Below are 22,457 nucleotides of genomic sequence, written 5' to 3'. Positions count from 1 at the left end.
AAGGGCAGGTAAAGAATGGGTAAAGGGTGCCACCTGATCCGAAGATCGTGTCCCAGGACGTGGTGTCAATGGAGAACGGCACAAAAGTCGTCAGCGATGCCTGGGTGTCATTGGCCCGGGAGCTCAAGGCTTTTGAGAAACCCTGCAACCAGCGCGTTGAACGCCTCGCCTTGATCATCGTGTACATAGTGACTCGCGTCGGCGACCTCCGCCGTCCGAACGTGCGGGTTGCTGGTACTCATGGCCTGCAGCATCGCGGGCGGCAGGAAGTCCGAGCGGCCACCGCGAATGAACAGGGTCGGGCAATCCAGCGCGCGCACCGCCGGCCACAGGTCTGTCGGCTCGATACTCAGGCGCGCCTGGGCAATACCCTGCTGATCATGGCGCCAGGTGATCACGCCCTCGCTCTCTTTCATTGAATGAGCGAGCCTTGACGCCTGGCCCTGTTCCGACAAGCCCGGGCGCGAAGCCCGCCAGAATGCGCGAGCCGCGTCCCAGCTCTCGAACTGCAACGGCGTTTGGCTCATCTCGCGACGAATGCGCGCGGCGCCATCGCCCTGGCTTGAGGAGCCGGGCCCGATGTCTTCGATCATCAAGCCCAGCAGTCGTCCCGGGTTCTGCCGCGCATATTCAAGGGCGTTGGCGCCGCCTAATGAGTGCCCCAGCAATACATACCGCGACAAACCGAGATGAGCGACAAAGTCCTCGAGGTCTTCGACATACGACTGCGTGTGGTAGCTGCCGGGCGCGGCCCAATCGCTCAGCCCCCGACCGCGCTGGTCCAGGGCATAGATGCAGTAGCCCGCCCCCAACGACTGCACCAGCGATTCCCAGGTTTGTGCATAGGCGCGCAAGCCGTGTAACAGCACCAGGGGCACGCCGGTCGATTCGCCCCAGCGCAAAAAATGCAGGCGCAAGCCCGAGCGGTTGGTAAAGAAACAGCTGTCAGAAGTCATCGGTTTGTTCCTTTGTGCAGGGCTCCGGCCGATCTAGAATCGATCGAAGCGATAAGGGCTTGGGTCAATGATTGGCGTATGCCCGCAGACAAGATCCGCCGCAAGCTGACCTGCCGCTGGCGACGTGCCAAAGCCGTGCCCCGAGAAGCCGGTGGCCACGGTCAGCCCCGGAATCTGCGCGACCGGCCCAATGACCGGGTTGGAATCTGGCGTGACGTCGATGGTGCCGGCCCAGGCCTGGGCGATCCGTGCCTGTTCGAAAACCGGCCAGGCCGCCATGAGGTTGTTCAGCGCGTCGTTATTGAGCCGCGGGTTGGCGGCCGGGTCCTGAACCCTGACGCGCTCGAATGGGCTGACGCTGTCGGATTTCCAACGCCGGGCAAGCGCCAGGTCATTGAAAAAAGGTTTGCCCAACGATACGTTCAGAACGCTGCGTTGCGCACGGAATTGCGGCATATATCGCTTGGCGAGCAACAAGTGATCGAGGGTCAGGAAGGCATCCAGTTTGCCGCGCTGGGTAATGATGAAGCCGCCGTCCCTGTGCTTGCGAAACGAAAAATCAGGTGCACCGACAGCAATTTCCGTCGGTCCCTCCATTGGCTGGGTACGCAGCACCGAGCAGGTCAAGGGCAAGGTCGGCAACGACACGCCGAGGTTGCCGAGAAAGCGCCGTGACCACATCCCCCCCGCAAGCAACACATGATCGCAGCGAATTTCACCTTTCTCCGTGACCACGCCACTGACCGTTCCGGCGGACATCTGCAGAGTACGGACTGCGCACTGTTCGATAATCACCACGCCCTTGGACAAGGCCGCCTTGGCGATGGCGCTGCTGGCCAGCGTCGGTTCGGCACGCGCATCGGACGCTGTGAAAATGCCGCCGGCCCAGTCCCCCACGCCGCCTGGCACCAACGCGTCAATCTCGCGTTTGCTGAGCAACCGTGAATCCAACGACAGATGCTCCACCGACTTCAGCCATCCCTCATGCAGCGCCATCTGCGATGGGGTACGGCCGACGAACATGATGCCTTCCTGGCGATACCCGACATCCGCCCCGACCCGCTCGGGCATCTGCGCCCACAAGCGGTCCGCGGCGAGGGCCAGGGGGATATCGGCCGCGTGGCGGCTGGTCTTGCGTACCCAGCCCAGGTTGCGTGACGACTGCTCACCGGCGATATGGCCTTTTTCCAGCACTACCACCGAGATATTGCGTTCGGCCAATGTCAGCGCGGCAGTCAGGCCGATAATCCCGCCGCCAATGATGACGACAGAGGTCGCGGTGGGAAGCTCGGTGGACGTTTTCACAGGCGCAATAGTCGGTGCCATATTCAAGACTCGGTAAGCGAATGAAGTCGACCGCGCTTGCACACGGCCGCGTGACAGTTACTGCGAGAGTCGAATGACTTCAACTTGCGCCTTCGACGCGTTGCGATACGCCGTCACTTCCAGTTCCACCTTGTAGACCGTCGAGCCCAGCGGCGGACAGGTGACGGTGCTGGCCGGATCAACGCCGCGAAACTTTTCACCGATCAGGGTCATCACGGCGGGTACGTCCTTGGGGTCCTGGATGAACACCCGCGAACACACCACATCAGCAAGACTCGCATCGACCGCCTTCAGGGCCGACTCGATGTTGGCAAATACCTGGTGCGTCTGTTCGAGGATATCTTCCGGAATCAGCTTGGTTTGCGGGTTTCGGCCTGCGGTGTTGGAGACGTAGATCCAGTTGTCCACGACCACCAGGCGCGAATAGCTGGCCTGATCTTCAAACGGGGAACCGGTCTTGAGCTTGATGATTCTTGTCATGTCGAATGCCTTGTCAAAGTAAGTGTTGGGCGGCTTAACGCAGCACCGGGGTTTCCCACAGGTTCAAGGTGACGCCGATGCCTTTTTCGATCGCGTTGCGGTACACGACCGTGCCCCAGGCCACGTCTTCCACGGGCATGCCGCCCACCGACATGATGATGACTTCTTCATCGTTCTTACGGCCTGGCGCGGCGCCGGCGATGATCTTGCCGATGTCCTCGACGTCTTCGAGTTGCATCTTGCCTTCGGCGATCATGTCCATGAAGCGCACGCCAATCACCGGCACGCAGTGATGCGCGGGCTTGGGCAGTTCTTCAAACCAGGCTTGGTAGAGGCCGGTGTTGTCCAGCACCTTGCGCACGTCGGGCTGTTCCATTCCCTCGTCAAGGGAGCAGGACGCCGGCATCGCCAGGAACGCGCCCGGCTTGACCCATTCGCGCTTCACAATTGGGTAGTTCGAGGGGTCGCCCACCTCGCCGGAGCTACAATAAGTAACAAGGTCCGAGTCGCGGACCACCTCTTCAAGGGTGTCGACCACTTTTATCGTGGTGATTTGTGGGTAGGTCTCTTTGACCCAGGCGATAAAGTCATCAAGGCTCTTCTGACCACGACCTTTGATCTTCAGCGTGTCGAGATGCGGGCATACCGCGATGAACGCCGCCAGCGTGGTCTTGCCCATCACGCCCGGGCCCAGCAGGCCGACGACCTTCGAGTCCTGGCGTGCCAGGTGACGCGCGCCCACGCCGGGAATCGCACCGGTGCGGTAGGCGGACAGCAGGTTGGCCGACATATGGGCCAAGGGTGCGCCAGTGTCGGGGTCGTTGAGGGTGAACATCAAAATCGAGCGCGGCAGGCCCTTTTCGCGGTTGGCGATATTGGAGCCGTACCACTTCACGCCTGCGGTGCAAAAGCTGCCGCCCAGGTAGGCGGGCATGGCCATCATGCGGCGGTCGGCGGTGGGCTTGGGCATGTTCGGGAAGGGCGAATCCTGCGGGAAGATGACCATCGCGCCATGGGAATCATTGTTCGGGCCGGCCATGCGATAGTCGCCGGCGTACAGCAGGCCGAACATCTCCTCCATCGTATTCACGCACGCCAGCATATCGGTCACGCCCGCGCGGATCATGTCCTGCTCGGAGAGGTAGATGAAGTCGATTTTTGTATTTGTAGACATAGTTATTCTCGGGCTGAAGGTGATATCGCTACGGTAGGCGCAGCTCCACGCTATCGACGTCGAGTATCAGGTGGCGGTCTTCGGCGGTATTGTAGATTTCGGACATGCGCAGTTGGCCCACGCGCAATAGTTGGCGCATTTAATGCCTGAAAATTCTCCTATCGCTGTCCATCGAAGGTGCGACCATGATCAAACAGCGCGCGCCGACTCCCCGGCAGCACACGGCAAACGAACAACCCTGGTTCGTGCTCAACTCTTCACGGTATTCGGTCATGCCCTCCGAGCACCCGGCGATCTCGCATTTCTATGCCTTCGATGTGGCGCAATCGACCAATCTACTGGCCGTGCCGGACGGTTGCGTGGACATTGTTTTCGACTGTGATGCGACGCGCCCCAGCGCCAGGATCTGTGGCACACCGCTGGCCGCCCAGGCGGTCGAGTTGCACCAGAACCATCACTACTTTGGCGTGCGCTTTTCACCGGGTGTCATTCCCGGTTTCATCAATGTGCTGGCCGAGGAATTGACCGAACGGGAGCTCGACCTGCTGGAGGTCTCGGGGTTTGCCCAGCGCATCTTCGAAAGTATCGTTCAGACACCGCAGTTGGCCGAGCAAATGCGGCTGTTCAACGACTACCTGGCCCCGCGCCTGATGGGTAAGACGTCAACCCTTACGGCCATGGTCATTCAGCAGGCACTACGCCATCGCGGTGATATTCGGATTCGGCAACTGGAAGACCTCAGCGGCTATACCAGCCGCACGCTGCACCGACAGTTCAGCCAGGACACTGGTATGTCGCCCAAGACCTTTTGCCGAATCATCCGCTGCCAGGCAGCCCTGGAAACCCTCAATACCCAACAGGATGTATCGTTTTCGACGCTGGCCCTCGACCTGGGCTTTGCCGACCAATCGCACTTCCTGCGCGACTTCAAGAAACTGGTCAGCACCACGCCCTGCGACTACCAACGCAAAATGGCGCAGAACGCCTATGCCGACCGGATCAGTTATGCCTGATCACACTTGTGTGTGGACGTTCAACGCATCGCTCTGAGCGTTTCGGACGGGGACTCGCCAAACAGTTCCCGGTAGTGCGCGGCAAAGTGGCTCAGATGAAAAAAACCCATCGCCACCGCAATCTCACCGACGTTCTGGACACAGGCAGGGGTTGCGATCAAACGACGGCGGACCGCATTGAGGCGCAGATTGCGCAGGTATTCGACAGGACGCATTCCGGTCACCGACTGAAAACTGTTCTGCAGGGTTCGGCGGCTCACCCGCAGGTGTTCGCATAGATCGAGAATACTCAGGGGTGTATCGCCACTGGCATCGATCAACTCCTGACAGCGCTTGACCAGGTAAGCACTCACGGCGAAATTGCCGCGACGACAACGTACCTCATCGGTGGCGTGGCTGAACAAATCGAGGAACGCGTTGAGCAGTTCGTCCTCCAGCATCTTCTCGGCCGTTGGGCTGATAGCGTCGGTCTGCTCCAGAAGGCGATGAAACAAGGGTTGAATACGCTGGCGTATCCGCAACAGCAACCCGTCATCCACACAGAGCTGAGACGTGGTCTTCAAGCGCTTGAGCTGATCGCTGGACAATTCGAAGGCCGCCAGTTTGGCGAAGCGTACCGTGTCGACGTTGAGCGCGAAGAAGTGCATGCCTTCAGGTGCGTGCAATACAAACTCCTCGGCGTCGCGCAACAGCACCACGCTGTGAGTGCCCACCTGTTGCCCCTGCACCACCGGCGCGCTACCTAAAGACATGGCCGCGCACAACCGACCTTTCGGCGCATAGCCGCGCTGCACCACACGTTTGTCCAGGACTTCCTGGAAGATCTGAAAGCGATCGGCGGACAACTGCCGCAGTTCACTGGTCAGGCAGCCACGACCGAGCTGATCATACACTTGCCGCCAGCCCCGGATGGAGCCGGCGTGTTGTTGAGAGTCATTGAAGGTTCGAACTTCAGCGAGCATGGTCGTCGTTCCTCGGTGGCCCCGCTGTTTTTATCGGCCTGAAAGGGACTCGGTCATCCATGACGACAGCCAGCATTCACACAGGGGCGGTGTCCGCCGTGAACACCAAAGCCAGTTCCGTGCCAAACATCTGCAGACGGTAGGTGGTGGGTTGGATATTCATCGGCGGCAACAGCGCCCCCGACAGCACGACCTGCCCGGCCTCCAGCCGTTGACCGTCGGCCAGCAGACGCCGAATCAGCCAGCAGAAATTGGCCAGCGGGCTCTCCTCTCGGTCCTGGGTATCCCCGTGGCCGCAAAGCGCGCCTCCGCATTCCAGGCGATACATCACGCTGGCGTGCCGTACCGGATCGAAAGGAATGCGCGGCCCGAGGCAATAAAGCCCCGCCGCCGCGTTATCGGCAAGAAAGGCGCCCACTCCGAAATTCCAGCCCCGCCAACGGCAGTCGGCGATCTCGAATGCCGGCGCGACCTCGCCGATGGCGGCCAGAATATCCTCGTCGCGGTAGTCACCCGGCATCAGGGTACGCCCCAGCACAATCGCCATTTCGATCTCCAGCTTGGGCTGGATCAATCGCGAGAGCGTCAGCGCCGTGTTTGGCTGAACCAACATGCGATCCGTGAGACCGCCATAGACCGGCTGGTCAAGGTCGAAGCGCTTTTGCGCGGCGCTGCCGGCGAAGGCGATCTTCCAGCCGCTCAATTGCTCGCCGGCGGCCTGGCGGCGGTCCAGCGCCTGGCGCTGCAGCGCATACCCGGCAAACAGATCCATCGCCTCCGGGGCCAGTGGCGCAATGGCTTGCGCCGTGCGCGTGGCCTGATGCAGCTGGTCAAGCAGCGCATTGCCGCTGTTCATGAGAGTTGCTCCGCCAACTTGCGCAGTACCCCTTCCAGCCTCTGCGGAGTGGTAATGGCGGCGACAAACCGATCCGGGCGCACCACCACGATGCAGTCGCGCACCTTGGAGAACCATTCGCCCAGGCGATTATCCACGTCCTCCACGCTGATGGCGTCCGTGGCCGTCAAGGGCTGCTGACGGCCGCTGCCACTGCGCGAACGATTGACCTGAATAAAACGCGTGTCCCAGCGTGCCCAATACGTGGCCATTTCCTCGCTGAGTTGCTCGCGCGGGTTCACCCGATACCCCAGCACCGCATAGGAGTCGCCCAGCACTTCATCCAGACGTCGACGCTGCCCTTGGGCATCTTCGATAGACGGCTGCACAAACAGCTGGCCGACCAGATCATCCTCACGCAATTCGGCACGTTCGTGATGGACCAGGCCCTTGGTAATGGTGGCCTTGGGTTTGAATTTGAACTCCAGCAGGTGCGAGCGCAGGTTGTCGACGCTGTTCACCGCCTGGAACAGCCAGTCGCGCACGCCGGCCATCAGCGGGTTGGTCAGCCCCAATACCGCGCCCATATTGTCGGCCAGGGCCACCAGTTCGGTGGCGTGCCCGCGGCGTTCCTGGTCGTAGCTGGCGAGGATCGCGTGCGAGGCCCGCCCCTGGACGATCGCCGCCAGCTTCCAGGCGACGTTGGCCACGTCCCGCAGCCCGGAATTGAGGCCTTGCCCGGCCCAGGGTGGCGAGATATGCGCGGCATCGCCGACCAGCGCCACACGCCCTTGGACAAACCGCGCCGCGACTCTGGAATGGTGGGTATAGGCGCGGATGCGGATGATGTTCAACTGCTCGACCGCGTCGCCGATATGCCCGCGGATCAGATCACGAATGGTACTTTCCTCACACATCCTCGCCTCATCCTCGCCCTCCAGGAGCATGAACTCCCAGCGACGCTGCCGGTACGGCAGGTAGATGCACACGAAGGGCCGTTGCGGGTCGGCATGCAGTGCGGTGTAAGGCGCGTCCAGGGTGTCATTGGCCGTATCGACCACCACCCATTTGCGTGGGTGGGTCAGCCCCAGCAACTCGATCCCGAGCTTTTTACGCACGGTGGAGCGTCCGCCATCGGCGCCGATCACATAGTCGGCCCGCAGTTGATAGATCTCGCCTTGAGCATCGCGCACCTGCAAGGTCACGCCCTGCCCGTCCTGCTCAAGCTCGAGCATTTCATGGCCTTGGCGCAACACCACGCTGGCGCGCTGCCCCAGGGTTTCGCGGAGCGTGCCCTCCAGCAGTTGCTGCATGAAAATATTGCGCATGGGCCAGCCGTAATGGGCGGTACTCGGCTTGACCTCGGCGAAACACACACCGCGAGCGTTGTAATAGCGCAGCGGTACATCGCAGATCATGTCGCGCACGGCCAGTTCGGCGATGCCGATGCCCTGCAGCACGCGCAGGGCTTCGTCATCCATGCCCACCGCGCGTGGATAAGGCAGTATGCAGTCGGCAAGCTCAAGGACGATGCAGTCGATACCGTACATCCCCATATAGTGCGCGGCCGTGATCCCGTTAGGCCCGCCGCCGACAATGACAACCTGGGCTTTCTCCTGCTTCATCGCTATTCACCGCTTTCTTGTTGTGGTTTTCATCCGGTGCCGCAAAGGCCATGCGCCTGCGATCAGTGCAGCCCATCCATACCTTTGACGTCCGCCGCCTGCAGGCCGCCCAGCCGCGCGTGCAAGCGCCCGCGCGTGGCGAAGGCCCAGATCACGATCACCTCATCCGGCGCGGGACCGTCGCCAAACATCAGCGACATGCTGTCGTAATGCGAGCGCACATACAGGGCATCCTTGTGAGCCAGCGGCACATCAATGGTTGAACCCGGGCCGCCACGTTTGCCGGTGGACGGCACCCAGGATTTGCCACCGCCCAGCGCCACGCGTACTGGATCGGCGGCCGGGTTGGTCAGAAATGCGTTGCCGTGTTCGTACTCGCCTTGGCTGCCCACCAGGCAGGCTTTACCGTAACTGACAATCTCCCGCGAGCCGGCCAGTGCCTGAATACGCCGACCAAACTCTTCGCCCAACAGCGGCGACGGTTCCACCAGCTCTGTCAACGACTCGCTGTAACGGCCGGCATAGGGGTTGGCGATCACGGCGGCGACGGCATATTTGAACAGCGGCTCGCCATCGGCCAACTGGCCACTTTCGTTGGCCAGGGTTTCTTCGACAAAGCTGTACCATTTACGGATGTGATACGTCGCAAAGTTCGCGATTTTCATCAGGGTTGCCTCAAAGTGGGTCCAGTGGGTCTAGATTGAAATGTCGGCTTGGCGCGCCAGCGGCCTTGAACCGGGCCTTGCCGCGCGCATCGTCGTGTTCGGTCTCAAGAAAAAACTCCATGCGATTCCCGTCGGGGTCGTTGAAGTACACGCCATTGCCGATTTCGTGGTCGGTGATCTTCACCACCTCGACACCCTTGCCCAACAACATGCCGTAGAGCTGGCGCAGGGTGGTCATGTCCCCGGCGATTTCCAATCCGTAGTGTTGCAACCCCAGCCCGCCCTGATGGGCGCCGGGCTCCGCACGGATCAAGGCGATGTCGTGATGTTTGCCAGCAAACGCCATCATGACCCAGCTTTCGCCCCGGGCACTTTCATGCATGCCCAGGATGTCGGCGTACCAGCGTGCCGACACATCAGGATCACTTACCCAGAGCGATAAGTGGGTACGAAGGATCTCGACTTTCATGACGTGATACCTCAGTGTTTTTTGACGATGGATTGGTGCCCTGCCTTGATCTGCGCCACTGCGGGGGTCCAGAGCACATCAGCGATCTCACTGAATTCCCGCCATTGTTTCTGCCAGCTTTCACCGCCATTCTCGGAGGTGAACAAGTGCCCATACTTGGTTCCCGCCACGATCCGTCGCGGGTTTTCCGGGTTGAAGGCAATGGCCCAGACACAGGAATTGGGCTGTTGCAACAAGGGCAGCACCTCCCAGCTGAGCGCGGCATCATGGGACACCAGGATCTTGCTGGTGGTACCCGGCGTGCCATCGGAAATACTCAGGTACAGGTCGCTTTGCGTGCCCAAGGGCGCGTTCATGGCGCGCATGTAGTACAGGCCGAAGGCTTCTCGACCGATAATGCCGGTCCAGGTCAGTCCCTCATCCAGGCTGCGGTAGACGGCGTTGACGCAGACCACCACGATGACTTTCTGGCCATGATTGGGCAGTACCAGAATGTTGTGGACGTCCGAGTTGTAGTCCCACAACAGCCGATCATCAACCCGCGTCCAGCTGTCACCACCGTCGCGGGAATGGAACAGCCCGCCCTCCTCAAGGCCGAACCACAACTGGTCGCGGTCCGTCGGGTCATAGGCGAAGGCCAGCAGGCGTGGGCGGCTGACCCCCTCGCAGAACTCCGGAATTTCCACCGGCGCACGCTGCCAACTGAGACCCGCGTCCAGGGTCCGCCACAGTACGGCGCGCGACGGTGCGCCAGTGCCGACGAAAATCCGTTGGGCGTCCTGCGGATCGACAGCGACCTTCCACACCGTCTGCTCGTTGAACGGCGAATCGATCCGCTGCCAATGGCCGCCGGTATCGCGGCTGACGCACAAACCAACGTCCGTGCCGGCGTAGATCACCTCCGGCGCGCCGGGGTGCACGCTCAAGGAGCGGGTGATTGCGTCGAACTCCAGGTCCTGCCCCAGGCCCAGGCGGTGCCAGGTACGGCCATCGTCGGCGCTGCGGATCACTGCCTGCCCCACGGTGGCCACCAAAAGGGTTCCGTTACTCATCGCTGATGCTCCTCAGATATAGATGCCACGGGTCAACCCGCCGTCGATGCCGATGGATTCTCCGGTCACCGCGCCGGCCTTTGGCGACGCCAGGAAACCAATCAACCAACCCATTTCAATCGGTGCGAGGGTGCGGCGAATGGGCGTCGCATCGATGTAGGCCTGTTCAACCTGTTCCGCGGTCTTGCCCTGCTTGACCCCTTCGCGCTCGTACAGCTCTCGGATATGCGGGGTGTCCACCACGCCGGGGTGAATCAGGTTGACCGTGATGCCCGCAGGGCCCAACTGGTCGGACAGGGTTTTGGTCATGTGGGCGATCGCCAGGTTGCGCATCCCCGAGAGCACTTTGCTGGCGCGCCCGGTGAGGCCGCCGATGTTGATGATGCGACCGAAGCCGCCGGCCTTCATATGCGGGGTAACGGCCTTGGCGCAGCGGAAGTAACCGATCACCTTGGTGTTGAGGTCCGACAGCAACTCGTCGTCGCCAGCATGCTCGATGTCATTGCGCACCACCCCGGACGGCGCGGCGGCACCGTTGACCAGGATGTCGATGCGGCCGAAGTGTTTGTGCGCGGCTTCGACCATGTCGGACACGGCCGACATCTGATTGGTGTCACAGTACAGTGCCAGTACTTCGTTGCCGGTCTGCGCGCTGATCTCTTCGGCAGCCTGTTGGAGAAACTCCATGCGGCGTGCGCAGATCACCACCTTGCAGCCTTCCTCGGACAGAAAACGTGCGACTTCCTTGCCGATGCCCATACCGCCGCCGGTGACGATCGCCACGCGGCCTTTCAATTCCAGATCCATAGCATTTCCTCTTGTGATTATTCGGTTCAGGCCAGATCGACGAAGACGCTCTTGGTTTCGGTGTAGGCATCGATCACGTTTTTACCCATTTCCCGGCCCCAGCCGGATTGCTTGTAACCGCCGAACGGCGACGCCGCATCGACCACGTTCCAGCAGTTGATCCAGACCGAGCCCGCCTTGAGCTGCGCCGCCACGCGGTGCGCCGAGCGCAGGTCGCGGGTCCAGAGGCCAGCCGCGAGGCCATAGGGCGAATCGTTGGCGCGCAACACCAGGTCGTCGATTTCGGTCCAGCTCATGACGGTCAGCACCGGGCCGAAAATCTCTTCGCGGGCGACACAGGCACGCTCGGCGCGATCAAGGAACACGCTGGGTGCAAGGAAGTGGCCACGCTCCAGGTGGGCGGGACGGTCGCCACCGCAGATCAGTTCGGCGCCCTCCTCCCGACCCCGTTGCAGGTAGCCCTTGACCGTGTTCAATTGGCGACCGGACACCAGCGGGCCCATGCTGCTGGCCGGGTCCAAACCATTACCGAGAACGTGGGCGGCGGCATGGCGCTGAAGTTCTTCCAGCACTTGATCAAGCACGCTGGCATGTACGTATAAACGCGAGGCGGCGGTACACACCTGGCCCTGGTTGTAGAAGATGCCATCGGCGGCGCCTTTGGCGGCGCGCGCGATATCGGCGTCTGGCAAGATGATGTTCGGTGACTTGCCGCCCAGCTCCAGCGAGACCTTTTTCATGTTGCTGGTCGCCGCCTGAGCGATCAGCCGGCCGACCTGGGTCGAGCCGGTAAAGGCGATCTTGTCCACGTCGGGATGCTGCGCCAGTGGCGCGCCCGTTTCAGCGCCAAGGCCGGTGATCAGGTTGACCACCCCGGCTGGAAACCCGGCGGCCTCGATCAACTGCACCAGTCGGATCGCCACCAACGGCGTTTGCTCGGCGGGCTTGAGCACCGCCACACAACCGGTCGCCAACGCCGGGCCGAGCTTCCATACGCACATGTTCAACGGGAAGTTCCACGGCACGATCAGTGCACACACCCCCACCGGCTCACGCAAGGTGTAGTTGAGCATCGGCGCACCGCTGGCCGGCGATACGGGCAGCGTGCTGCCTTCGATCTTGGTCGGCCAGCCGGCGAAGTAACGCAGGATGGTCGCCGCACTGGCCGCTTCACCGCGAGCGGCGGCGATGGGCTTGCCGTTCTCCAGTGTGATCAACTGCGCCAGTTCCTCGCGGTGTTGATCCAGCAGGTCCGCCAGCCGGAACAACAGCAGGCCGCGCTGGGCGGGTGATTGCAGCGCCCAGGCGCCGTTGAACGCCGAGCGAGCGGCTGCAACAGCCGCATCCACATCACGCGCATCACCCTGGGCGACTTCGCTCAGGGTTTCTTCGGTTGCCGGGTTTTCCACGGCAAACCGCCGGCCAGCGGCGGCGTCCTGCCAACTGCCGCCGATAAACAAGCGGCCCGGTTGGGAAAGAAAGGCCTGGACAGCCGGTAGCACTTCGAACTGTTTCATCATCGACTCCTTCACAGCGCCATTTCGATCAGGCAAGGACCACCATCGGCCTTGGCATTGGCCAGCGCCCGTTGCAGTTCGGCGTTGGTTCGCACCGTGCAGGCCGGCACACCGTAGCCCTTGGCCAGGGCCCTCCAGTCAATCCGCGGGTTATCGAGCTCCGTCAGGCGCAGGGCTTCGGGGCCCATTTCGGTCATGCCGAAACGACGCAGTTCGTTCTGCAAAATGGCGTAGCGATGGTTGGCGGCAATCAGGATCACCACCGGTAACTGCTCGCGGGCGATGCTCCACAGGGTTTGAATGGTGTACTGGGCACTGCCATCGGATTGCAGGCAGAACACGCGATTGCCCCGCTCCGCCAAGGCGGCGCCGAAGCCCACCGGAATACCCTGGCCAATCGCGCCACCGGTATTGGTCAAGACCCGATGCCGCGCGGCGCGGGCCGAGGCGGTAAAAAACGGATAGCCGCAGGTACCGCCTTCCACGGAGACAATGCTGTCGTCCGGCAGCGACGCGGCCAGCACCTGGCCGACGGACTGAGGTGTGAGTTCGGCATGGCCGGGCGGCAGTTCGATGCCCAGCGGCGTCGGCACGTAGGCCGGCGCATTGAGGGCATCGGCCAGCGCCGCCAGCGCGCCGGCCACATCGTCACCGACATCGGCCAACGCCAGCAGCCGCTCACGCTCCGCGAGGCGCGACGGTATGCCTTCGTAGCCGAAATAGCTGATGGGCTCCGGCACCCCGGCACACACGACCTGGTCGTACTGCTCGAGGATTTCAATGGCGACTTCCGGGAAATACGGCAGGCGATCCAGGTCCGGCAAACCGCCGCCACGGTAGCTGAGCCGTGGAAAGGTCTCGGCAAACAAGCGCACGCCCGGCAGCTGGGCCAAGCGCCCCGCGGCTTCCAGACCGGCGACCGACAAGCCCTCATCGCCGACGATAAACACCAGGCGTTGCCCATCACGCAGTGCCTGCGCCACCGTCTCGACCCGGTCACCGGCAAACCGCCGAACCGGCGCCCGCATCGGCGCGAACACACCGTTGTGCGTTACCGCGCTGGCTTGCAGGTCCATGGGCAGAATCAGGCTGGCGATCTGCCCTTTGGCCTGCCAGGCCGCCCGTACCGCCTCCTGCAGATCCTCGCCGATACCCGACGCCGTGCGCGAGGTACGCACCCAACCGGAGACGGTCCCGGCCAAGGCCTGGATATCACTGGCCAGTGGCGGATCGTAGTTGACATGCCATGACGCGTGATCGCCGATCACGTTGACGATGGGGGTATTGGCACGCCGCGCGTTGTGCAGGTTGGCGATGCCGTTGGCAAACCCCGGGCCCAGGTGCGTCAAGGTCATCGCAGGCTTGCCGGCAATCCGGCCATACCCATCCGCCGCCCCCGTGCACACCCCTTCGAACAACGACAACACCGGCTTGAGTGCGGGAGCGCTGGCCATGGCCGCCACCAATGGAATTTCGGTGGTTCCGGGGTTGGCGAAGCAGTATTCGATACCGCTTGCCGCCGCCGCATTCACTATCAGTTGCGCACCATTCATTTTCAGCCCTCTTGCTTGAGCATTTGCAGTGATGAGATTTATCACACGAAAATATTCATACAACAAGCCATTTATTTAAATTTGTCTCGATTATTGAGATTAAATGATATTTCTGCGACAAAACGATGCGCTCGAGATTGCGTTTTCCCGGCACTGAGGTAGTGTTGCGGCAGCGCTTGGCGCTCCCGCAGGCTGCCTGGTCAACGCTGGAACGAAACACGTGCCCCCCCTTCTTTAGGAACGAAATGAGCAGTCTGAGCAAATTACTGAGTGTCCTGGACCTGTTCGGTCCACAGACGTTGAAGATCGACCCCGACACCATTGCCGAACGCATGGGCCTGTCACGTGCAACCGTGTACCGTTACGTCAAGGATCTGTGTGAGGCCGGCCTGCTGACCCGCGTGGACGCCGGCAGTTATGGCCTGGGGCCGCGGGTCATCGAACTGGACTGGATGATGCGGCAGTACGACCCGATCCTCCTTGCCGGGCGCGAGTTGATGCACGAGCTGTCCGCGCAAACGGGTCTGGCTGTGTTTGCGAGCGTTTTTTATGATGGGCGCATCATCAACACCTACATCGCCGAACCCACCGACACCTATCACTTTGCGTTCGGGCGCGGGCAACCCCTGCCGTTTTTTCGCGGCGCGCAATCCAAGGTATTGATCGCCTTCCAGAAAGGTCGTCGTTTGCAACGCTTGTTCGATGAACATATGGCCAACGACCCGGATAGCCCTTATGACTGGCCGACCTTCTCCAAGGCCGTGAAAAAGATCCGCAAGGACGGTTACTGCCTGACCCATGATGAACTCAACCTGGGCCTGACCGGCATCGCCGCGCCCATCATCCAGGCGGACATCGACGAAGTGGTCGGCAGCCTGTCCGCCGTCGGCAATACTCAGAGTTTCAAGCTGCTGCGTCAGGAAACAGTGATCGAAATGGTCATGGATACCACTCGGCGTATCGCCGAAAACATGCGCAATCAGTCGAACGCCAGCGTGTCCTGAGCCATGGACAAACCGCCGGTCCCTTACCCTGGACGCGGCGGATGAGCACTCAGAACGGAACAGCTACCGTCAATTGGCTGTACAGGTTGGTACCATTGCCGCCGACTTGATTGCCGCCCGTGGTTGAGTCCTGCTTGGGTTTGTAGAGGCCCATCAGTGGGGTGACGATCAAGTGCGGGTTGACCACCCACTCGGCGTAGACATCCAGCTCACGGGCATTGAGGTTCAGCGCATTGCGGGTGCGCAGCGTCTCGAAATCGAAGTACAGCGCGCCCAAGGTCAGGTTTTCCAGTGGGGTTGCCTTCAGCCCGACGTGCTGAATGCGGGTATTGCTGTTGAACGGCCCAGCGTAATTGCCGGCGACTTCGCCCTGAAACCAGGTGCCGTAGCCCGTGCTCAAGCCGGTGAACAGCGAATCCCATTTTTGTGAATAGCGGGTATAGCGATAGGTCACCTTGGGCGCCCAGGCGGTATCGGCGAAGGTGTAGCCCGCTTCGCCATACCAGGCTTTCTCCGGTCCGGCGTCCTTGTCCTGCCAGGCGTACTCGAACGCCAGACTGACGTTCTTGATGCCCGCATCCCCTTCACCGCGCACGCTATAGACGTTCATGCCCTTGCGCTGACGTTGCAAGTCGCTGGCCCATTGATCATTCACGTCGATGCCGTGTATCCAGGTCAACCCCAGCGTACCCGGCGCGGAGGTGAAATCCAGCGTACCGGCGGCCAGTTCGGTTTCAGCCTGGGCGCGGTTGTCGGACTTGAGCCACAGCAGGCTGCCATGCAGGCCATCTTGCCCACCCAGGCGCAAAACCGCGGTTTGATCGAACGCATGCCGTGCCGCCAGGTAATAAGCGCCGCCACGGTTCATCGTGCCATTGCCCGGGCCCTTGCCCAGGTTCGTTCCGTCATCGTTGATCAGGAACCCTCGGCCCAGCTTGACCACTTGGCGCCCACCGGAAATATCGACACCATCCTTGCCCAACGCGGGAAACAGGTTGCTGGAACGCCATCCCAGGTAGGCGTCCTCTATCTTCGTTGTACGCTCGCTACCCAGGGTATTGCCGGCCGGGTCGCCGTCGCCCCAGGTGGCGGAACTGACCAGGGAGAATGCCCCATACGCGGTTCCCTTGTCCGCCAGGGCCTGGTCGCCACTCAAGCCGTATTTGATAAAACCTTCGCGCCAGGTAGAGCCCCCGGGTCTGCCATCATAGTTCTTGCGACTGTTGAACTGACCAAACACAGCCGTCATGTCTGCGTTGAGGTGACGGCTTTCATCACTGTACAACTCATAGGCGTGTACCCGGCCGATGGCGCAAAGCGCCAATGTGCACACGAGCGTGCTACCGAAGACTGGATGACGTGATGGATACCGCATGGCTCAAGCTCCTCGTGGTGCACCTTTGAAAGGTTTTTTTAGGTATTGGTGTCACGGCCTCGACCAGGGTCGGCCTGCCGAACCCTTGCTCGTCGGTCACGCAATTGGCAAGCGGGTATCGCCCGGGTAGTCGAGTCGTATCGAGTACGGTCTTAAAGCTTGTGGCTGCCCAAGGCGAGAAACCGCTGTGGCGAGATCTTCCGCAGTCGCGCGGCGAGAACGACGCCGATAATCAGGGCCACGGGAATGATGGCGCAGAGTCCGTAGGACAACAGCTGGCTGGCCCCGGTCAGTACGTCGAAATGCACCACTGCCAGCACCAGCACGATCACCAACGCCAGGCACGAGAAACCGGGCAGGATGCGCCCTCGCCAGAGCCCGACATTGAGCTCGGGATGACGCTGGAAGTAGACGCACACCGCAACGGAGGTCAGCGCCATCAGCAAGATCACGCAAAGCGTGGCGAGGTTGGAGAGCCAAGCGAACAGTTGCAGGATCGGATCGGCATCCAGGGCTGCGAAAATCAATACCACCACCGCGGCAATCAGGCTCTGCAACGCCGAGCCCATGTGGGGGCTCTGATGCACGCGATGGGTGGTGCCCAACAGACTGTGCAACAGGCCGTCACGGCCAATGGCATAGAAATAACGCGCGGCGGCGTTGTGAAACGCCAGCAACCCGGCATAGATACTCACCATGAACAGCACCCGAATGATCTGGGTCAGATGAGGCCCGACGAAGTGATCGGACATGCCGTAGATAAACGTCGTGGGATCCTGCAGGGCCTGCAGCATCGGTACGATTTTGTCCGCGCCCACGCCCACCACCATCGACCACACCGAAATCGCGTAGAACCCGCCGATCAGCAGCACCGAGCTGTAGGTGGCAATCGGAATGGTGCGCTGAGGGTTTATGGCTTCTTCGCCGTATATGGTCGTGGCCTCAAAGCCGATAAACGCCGCGAAGCAGAACAGCAAGCCGATCGACGGCGTACCACTGAACACATGACTGCGATCAAACGAGTCAAGATTGATACCGCTGTCACCGCCAGATTTGAGGATGGCGAAATCCAGGATCAGGATCGCCAGGTACTCGGCGATCACCACCACCGACAGCACCCGCGCCGACAGGTCGATCTTGCGATAGCCCAGAATCGCGATGCTCGCCATCGCCACCAGCGAGTAGGACCACCACGGCAACACCAAACCGAATACGCTTGCCATGGTGCCGCTGACGACCCCACCGAACATGCCATACAGCCCGACCTGAAGAATGTTATAGGCAAACATCGCCAACACCCCCGCCGCACCGCCTGCCAGGCCACCCAGACCACGGGAGGTGAACGCATAAAAGCCGCCGGCATTGGTCAGGTGCCGCGACATGGTGGTGTAACCCACCGAGAACGCCAGTAGCACCAGCAAGGCCAGGATCAGCAACGCAGGGGTACCGGCGCCGTTGCCCAGCATAATGCCAATCGGGAAGCCACCGGCGATCACACTTAACGGGCTTGCCGCCGACACCACGAAAAAGATGATGAAGCCGACACCCAGGGCACCACGCTTGAGCTCCGTGGAGCTATTGATCGGGATAGATACACTCATTTTGTTGACCTTATTGTATGAGGCAGTCGCTGGTGGGTTGGCCCGATCAAACTCCATCGGCACCAATTAGCGTTCTTGTTTTGGTTGCGCGCTGAGTTTGATCCTATGCCCCCGCCAGAACCGCTCGCTATCCCAAATCGGTAGCATCCGAAGCGCCGCCCCAAAACAGGTCGAGGCGGCACGGGCGATCGAAGCGCTGTTGCCGATTCGGGATAGCCGCTTGCGCGGTCCCCCCGCATGCTCGACCCACCCGCCCCATACCCAGATGCCGGCACCGATAATAAAAGCGAGAGCCTGGTCCTCGGCCCATCGCAACCAAAGCCCTCTGCAGGAAACCTCAGTCATGCGTTCAGCTCACCTAACCCTCCAATGGCGAATCACACTCCTGAGCGGGCTGTGCCTGCTGACTGTCGTCGGCGCGCTGATAGGTGCCTCTGTGTACCAGAATCAGCAAAGCGCAAAACTGCTCAAGCAGCAGAGCAACCAGTTGCTTGGGCAAGCCGCATTGGAGCGCCTGCAAGCCCAGGCCGTTGCCCATGGCCAACATGTAGAGCGCTTTTTCAACGAAACGGCGTTGTATGGCGAGGGGTTCGCCGAACAGGTCCTGCAACTGCGCGAGCAAACGCTCAATGGACGCCTCACGACTGCGCAGTTGCGCGAAACACTGGTCAACGCGAGCCGTCAGGCACTGCTCAAACGCGAAAATGTGCTCGGCCTGTACGTGATACTGCTGCCTGACGCGCTGGCCGGCGCAGACGCGGGTTTCGTCGGGCAACGCGCGCTCGCGGGTAACGAAACCGGCCGCTTTGCGCTGTATTGGTCGCAGAGCCAGCCGGGGCAGTTGGTGCAGGAGGTGCTGACCGAGACGCAAATCGCCGCCAACACCGCGCCACCCGGCAGCGAACCGGAAAACGCCTGGTACACCTGCCCCCAAACACAAAAGCGGATTTGCGTAGTCGAGCCCTACACCGTCGAAGTGGAAGGCCAAAAAGTCCTGATGAGCAGCATTTCCATCCCCCTGATCGTCAACGGCAAGACCCTCGGCGTGGTCGGCATGGACATCAGCCTCGACACCTTGCAAAAGTTGGCCGCCAACCTCGGCCAGGACCTGTACCAAGGCCACAGCGAAGTGACCATTCTGTCGTCCTCGGGTCAAGTGGCGGGACGCAGTGGTGAGGTCTCGGGCGCTACGCTGGATATACGCCAGGCCGTACAGACCGTGAAGGGCAATCCGCCTTGGCAATTGGAATTCAAGGTCCCGCAAGCACGGGTGCAGGCACCCGCCCAACAGATGCAAAGTGAACTGGACGACAAAAGACGTGAGTCCAACTGGCTCAACCTTGGCCTGGGCATCCTTGCCAGTTGCCTGGGCATGCTACTGATCTGGCTGGCCGCCTACGGCGTGACACGCCCGCTGCTGAAGATGGCCGGGCTGCTCGATGCTATCGTCGAAGGCGACGGTGACCTCACCCAACGCCTGCCCGCCGGACGTCACGACGAATTGGGCCAATTGGCCAATGGGTTCAACCGTTTTCTCGACAAGTTGCAGCCGATTATTCGTGATATTCAAACCGCTTCCCGGGAGACCCGCAGCAGTGCCGATACCTCATCGGGGATTGCCCGGGAAGTCAGCACGGGCATGCAACGCCAGTACCGCGAAGTGGAGCTGGCCGCGACCGCGCTGCACGAAATGAGCGCCAGTGCCCAGGAAGTCACGCGCCACTCCCACGCTGCCGCAGACGCCGCGGCCGCTGCTGAAAGCGCGAGCCGATCGGGTCAAGCGGTGTTTTCCAACGCCGAACGCAGTATCGAAAGCCTCGATCAGCGCCTGGACACCACCCTTGCGCAAGTGCGCGCCCTCGCCGCCAGCAGCGCGCAGATCGGCCAGGTGCTGGATGTCATCAGCAGCATCGCCCAGCAGACCAACCTGCTGGCGTTGAATGCAGCCATCGAAGCGGCCAGGGCGGGCGAACAGGGGCGCGGCTTCGCGGTGGTGGCCGATGAGGTCAGGCACCTGGCCAGCAACACCCAGAGCTCGGTCGAGCAGGTCCGCACGGTGATAGAGACGCTGCAACAGCTGAGCCAGGAGCTGGTGCACAGTGCCCAACTGAGTCGCGAGCAAGCCGGCGGCAGCGTGATCCAGGTACAGCAGACCCGTGCAGCGCTGGAAAATATTTCCCAGGCCGTGACGGTAATCGAACAGATGAACCAGCAGATTGCGAGCGCGGCACTGGAGCAAAGTACGGTGGTGGAAGATATCAGTCATCGGGTCAGTGACATTCGCGGCATCAGTGAAACCCTGACCAAGCGGATGAACGATGCCTCAAGGGCCAGTGATTCACTCCATGAAATGGCCAACCATCAACAGCAGTTGGTTGGTCATTTCCGGGTGTAAGGGGCTGGATGGAACCTTAAAGCTTGTGGCTACCCAATGCCAGGTAGCGCTCCGGCGAAGCCTTGCGAAGTCGAGCCGCCAGGAACACGCCCGCCAGCAGGGCCGCGGGAATGATGGCGCAGAGGCCGTATGACAAGGTCACGCTGGCGCCCGTCAGCACATCGAAATGCACCACCGCGAGGAACAGCACCGCCAACAAGGCAAGGCAGGAGAAAGCGGGAAACACCTGCCCACGCCAGACTCCGACCTTGAGCACGGGGTGGCTGCGGAAGAACACAAACACGGCGGCCGAGGTGAGCGCCATCAGCAAAATCACGCAGAGGGTGGCCAGGTTGGACAACCAGGCAAACAGTTGCAGGATCGGATCGGCATCCAGCGCGGCGAACACCAGCACCACCACGGCCGAGATCAGGCTCTGCAACGCCGAGCCCATATGCGGGCTCTGGTGCACGCGATGGGTGGTCCCTAACTGGCTGTGCAACAGACCGTCACGGCCGATGGCATAGAAGTAACGCGCGGCGGCGTTGTGAAAGGCCAACAGACCGGCATAGATACTGACCATGAACAGCACACGGATAATCTGTGTCAGTTGCGTACCGACAAAGTGGTCAGACATGCCATAGATAAACGTGGTTGGATCCTGCAAGGCCTGCAGCATCGGCACGATTTTGTCCGCACCCGCCCCCACCACCATCGACCACACCGACAACGCGTAGAAACCACCGATCAGCAACACCGAACAGTAGGTGGCAATCGGAATGGTACGCTGCGGGTTCCTCGCCTCTTCGCCGTAGATGGTCGTCGCTTCAAAGCCGATGAAGGCGGCGAAGCAGAACAGCAAGCCGATTGACGGTGTGCCGCTGAACACATGGCTGCGGTCGAACGCGTCGAGGTTGATGCCACTGTCTCCACCGGACTTGAGGATGGCGAAGTCCAGGATCAGGATCGCCAGGTACTCGGCGATCACCATCACCGACAGCAGCCGCGCCGACAGGTCAATCTTGCGATAACCCAGGATCGCGATGCTTACCATCGCCATCAGCGAGTAGGACCACCAGGGCAGTACCAGGCCGAACACACTGGCCATGGTGCCACTGACCACCCCGCCGAACATGCCATACAACCCAACCTGCAGGATGTTATAGGCAAACATCGCCAGCACCCCGGCGGCGCCACCAGCCAGGCCGCCCAACCCTCGGGCAGTGAACGCATAAAAGCCGCCGGCGTTGGTCAAATGACGGGACATGGTGGTGTAACCCACCGAGAACGTCAGCAGCACCAGCAGGGTCAGGATCAACAACGCCGGGGTACCGGCGCCGTTGCCCAGCATAATGCCAATCGGGAAGCCGCCGGCGATCACACTTAACGGGCTCGCCGCCGACACCACGAAGAAGATGATAAAGCCCACACCCAAGGCGCCACGCTTGAGCTCCGTGGAGCTGTTGATCGGGTTAGATACACTCATGTTATTGACCTTATTGTATGAGGCAGCCGCTGTAGGATCGGTGCAGCCGGTTGTTTACCGGCACCGAATAGCTTGTCGTTGTTGTTGCACGCTGGCATTGATCCTATGCCTGCCCAGCAACGCCCCGGTATCCCAAATCGGTAACACAAGCACCCACGGCGAAACACCTGCGCCGCTTGACCA

Annotated in this window: 19 protein-coding genes and 1 pseudogene; 4 read left to right on the top strand and 16 right to left on the bottom strand. The window is 61.3% G+C overall.

Going from position 1 to position 22,457, the window contains the following annotated elements:
* Window positions 1-107 precede the first annotated feature (107 nt).
* Genes M5B99_RS18980 through M5B99_RS18965 form a run of 4 tightly spaced genes read right to left on the bottom strand, consistent with a single transcriptional unit; the run spans window position 108 to window position 3,936 of the window.
* The gene (locus tag M5B99_RS18980; protein ID WP_248805475.1) at window positions 108-956 is read right to left on the bottom strand and encodes an alpha/beta fold hydrolase; all 849 of its coding nucleotides are present in this window, start codon (window positions 954-956) and stop codon (window positions 108-110) included.
* 33 nt (window positions 957-989) lie between these two features.
* Window positions 990-2,282, bottom strand: coding sequence for an NAD(P)/FAD-dependent oxidoreductase (locus M5B99_RS18975; RefSeq protein WP_248805474.1), 1,293 nt, complete (start codon window positions 2,280-2,282; stop codon window positions 990-992).
* A gap of 57 nt (window positions 2,283-2,339) precedes the next feature.
* Entirely contained in the window at window positions 2,340-2,762 is a 423-nt protein-coding gene (locus tag M5B99_RS18970; protein WP_248805473.1) for a RidA family protein, read from the bottom strand.
* Between the two features lie 34 nt (window positions 2,763-2,796).
* Window positions 2,797-3,936 carry a tyramine oxidase subunit B gene (locus M5B99_RS18965; protein WP_248805472.1) on the bottom strand — a complete coding sequence of 380 codons (1,140 nt, stop codon included), beginning with the start codon at window positions 3,934-3,936 and terminating at the stop codon, window positions 2,797-2,799.
* 185 nt (window positions 3,937-4,121) lie between these two features.
* On the opposite strand from M5B99_RS18965, the gene M5B99_RS18960 reads away from it, so the two are divergent.
* Window positions 4,122-4,949 carry an AraC family transcriptional regulator gene (locus M5B99_RS18960; protein WP_248805471.1) on the top strand — a complete coding sequence of 276 codons (828 nt, stop codon included), beginning with the start codon at window positions 4,122-4,124 and terminating at the stop codon, window positions 4,947-4,949.
* A 20-nt stretch (window positions 4,950-4,969) separates the two neighbouring features.
* On the opposite strand, the gene M5B99_RS18955 is transcribed toward M5B99_RS18960, so the two are convergent.
* From M5B99_RS18955 to M5B99_RS18915, 9 genes are all read right to left on the bottom strand, one after another.
* Window positions 4,970-5,911 carry a helix-turn-helix domain-containing protein gene (locus M5B99_RS18955; RefSeq protein ID WP_248805470.1) on the bottom strand — a complete coding sequence of 314 codons (942 nt, stop codon included), beginning with the start codon at window positions 5,909-5,911 and terminating at the stop codon, window positions 4,970-4,972.
* A 76-nt stretch (window positions 5,912-5,987) separates the two neighbouring features.
* Window positions 5,988-6,767 carry a 2-keto-4-pentenoate hydratase gene (locus M5B99_RS18950; RefSeq protein WP_248805469.1) on the bottom strand — a complete coding sequence of 260 codons (780 nt, stop codon included), beginning with the start codon at window positions 6,765-6,767 and terminating at the stop codon, window positions 5,988-5,990.
* Window positions 6,764-8,371 (bottom strand): bifunctional 3-(3-hydroxy-phenyl)propionate/3-hydroxycinnamic acid hydroxylase, encoded by a 1,608-nt coding sequence (locus M5B99_RS18945; RefSeq protein WP_248805468.1) that lies wholly within the window; start codon window positions 8,369-8,371, stop codon window positions 6,764-6,766. Before M5B99_RS18945 ends, M5B99_RS18950 begins: the two co-directional genes overlap by 4 nt.
* A 62-nt stretch (window positions 8,372-8,433) precedes the next feature.
* Window positions 8,434-9,036, bottom strand: a complete 603-nt coding sequence (locus tag M5B99_RS18940) for an amino acid synthesis family protein (RefSeq protein WP_191486847.1) — start codon at window positions 9,034-9,036, stop codon at window positions 8,434-8,436.
* Window positions 9,037-9,046: 10 nt separating this feature from the next.
* Window positions 9,047-9,505, bottom strand: coding sequence for a VOC family protein (locus tag M5B99_RS18935; protein ID WP_248805467.1), 459 nt, complete (start codon window positions 9,503-9,505; stop codon window positions 9,047-9,049).
* 11 nt (window positions 9,506-9,516) lie between these two features.
* Window positions 9,517-10,557 (bottom strand): WD40/YVTN/BNR-like repeat-containing protein, encoded by a 1,041-nt coding sequence (locus tag M5B99_RS18930; RefSeq protein ID WP_248805466.1) that lies wholly within the window; start codon window positions 10,555-10,557, stop codon window positions 9,517-9,519.
* A 12-nt stretch (window positions 10,558-10,569) separates the two neighbouring features.
* Window positions 10,570-11,364 (bottom strand): SDR family NAD(P)-dependent oxidoreductase, encoded by a 795-nt coding sequence (locus tag M5B99_RS18925; protein ID WP_248805465.1) that lies wholly within the window; start codon window positions 11,362-11,364, stop codon window positions 10,570-10,572.
* A gap of 26 nt (window positions 11,365-11,390) precedes the next feature.
* Window positions 11,391-12,881: an aldehyde dehydrogenase family protein gene (locus M5B99_RS18920; protein WP_191486843.1), complete on the bottom strand. Its 1,491-nt coding sequence runs from the start codon at window positions 12,879-12,881 to the stop codon at window positions 11,391-11,393.
* A gap of 11 nt (window positions 12,882-12,892) precedes the next feature.
* Entirely contained in the window at window positions 12,893-14,434 is a 1,542-nt protein-coding gene (locus M5B99_RS18915) for an acetolactate synthase large subunit (RefSeq protein WP_248805464.1), read from the bottom strand.
* Between the two features lie 245 nt (window positions 14,435-14,679).
* On the opposite strand from M5B99_RS18915, the gene M5B99_RS18910 reads away from it, so the two are divergent.
* Window positions 14,680-15,438, top strand: coding sequence for an IclR family transcriptional regulator (locus M5B99_RS18910; protein WP_191486841.1), 759 nt, complete (start codon window positions 14,680-14,682; stop codon window positions 15,436-15,438).
* Window positions 15,439-15,487: 49 nt separating this feature from the next.
* Here M5B99_RS18910 and M5B99_RS18905 read toward each other — a convergent pair whose 3' ends face one another.
* Together M5B99_RS18905 and M5B99_RS18900 are read right to left on the bottom strand one after the other, a co-directional pair.
* On the bottom strand, window positions 15,488-16,813 hold the full coding sequence (locus M5B99_RS18905) for an alginate export family protein (RefSeq protein WP_248805463.1): 1,326 nt from the start codon (window positions 16,811-16,813) through the stop codon (window positions 15,488-15,490).
* Between the two features lie 152 nt (window positions 16,814-16,965).
* Complete coding sequence (locus M5B99_RS18900; protein WP_248805462.1) at window positions 16,966-18,414, bottom strand: APC family permease; 1,449 nt, start codon at window positions 18,412-18,414, stop codon at window positions 16,966-16,968.
* Between the two features lie 265 nt (window positions 18,415-18,679).
* On the opposite strand from M5B99_RS18900, the pseudogene M5B99_RS30300 reads away from it, so the two are divergent.
* Together M5B99_RS30300 and M5B99_RS30295 are read left to right on the top strand one after the other, a co-directional pair.
* Window positions 18,680-19,951, top strand: a pseudogene (locus tag M5B99_RS30300) (HAMP domain-containing protein); the annotation flags it as partial.
* A gap of 102 nt (window positions 19,952-20,053) precedes the next feature.
* On the top strand, window positions 20,054-20,809 hold the full coding sequence (locus M5B99_RS30295) for a methyl-accepting chemotaxis protein (protein WP_412548746.1): 756 nt from the start codon (window positions 20,054-20,056) through the stop codon (window positions 20,807-20,809).
* A gap of 16 nt (window positions 20,810-20,825) precedes the next feature.
* Here the strand turns inward: M5B99_RS30295 and M5B99_RS18890 are convergent, their stop codons facing one another.
* Window positions 20,826-22,274 carry an APC family permease gene (locus tag M5B99_RS18890; protein ID WP_248805460.1) on the bottom strand — a complete coding sequence of 483 codons (1,449 nt, stop codon included), beginning with the start codon at window positions 22,272-22,274 and terminating at the stop codon, window positions 20,826-20,828.
* Window positions 22,275-22,457 lie beyond the last annotated feature (183 nt).

Source organism: Pseudomonas sp. MWU13-2100 (assembly GCF_023242365.1).
Taxonomy (GTDB): domain Bacteria; phylum Pseudomonadota; class Gammaproteobacteria; order Pseudomonadales; family Pseudomonadaceae; genus Aquipseudomonas.
Note: the sequence above shows the minus strand (reverse complement) of the source record. Positions and strands in the feature narration are given on the sequence as shown.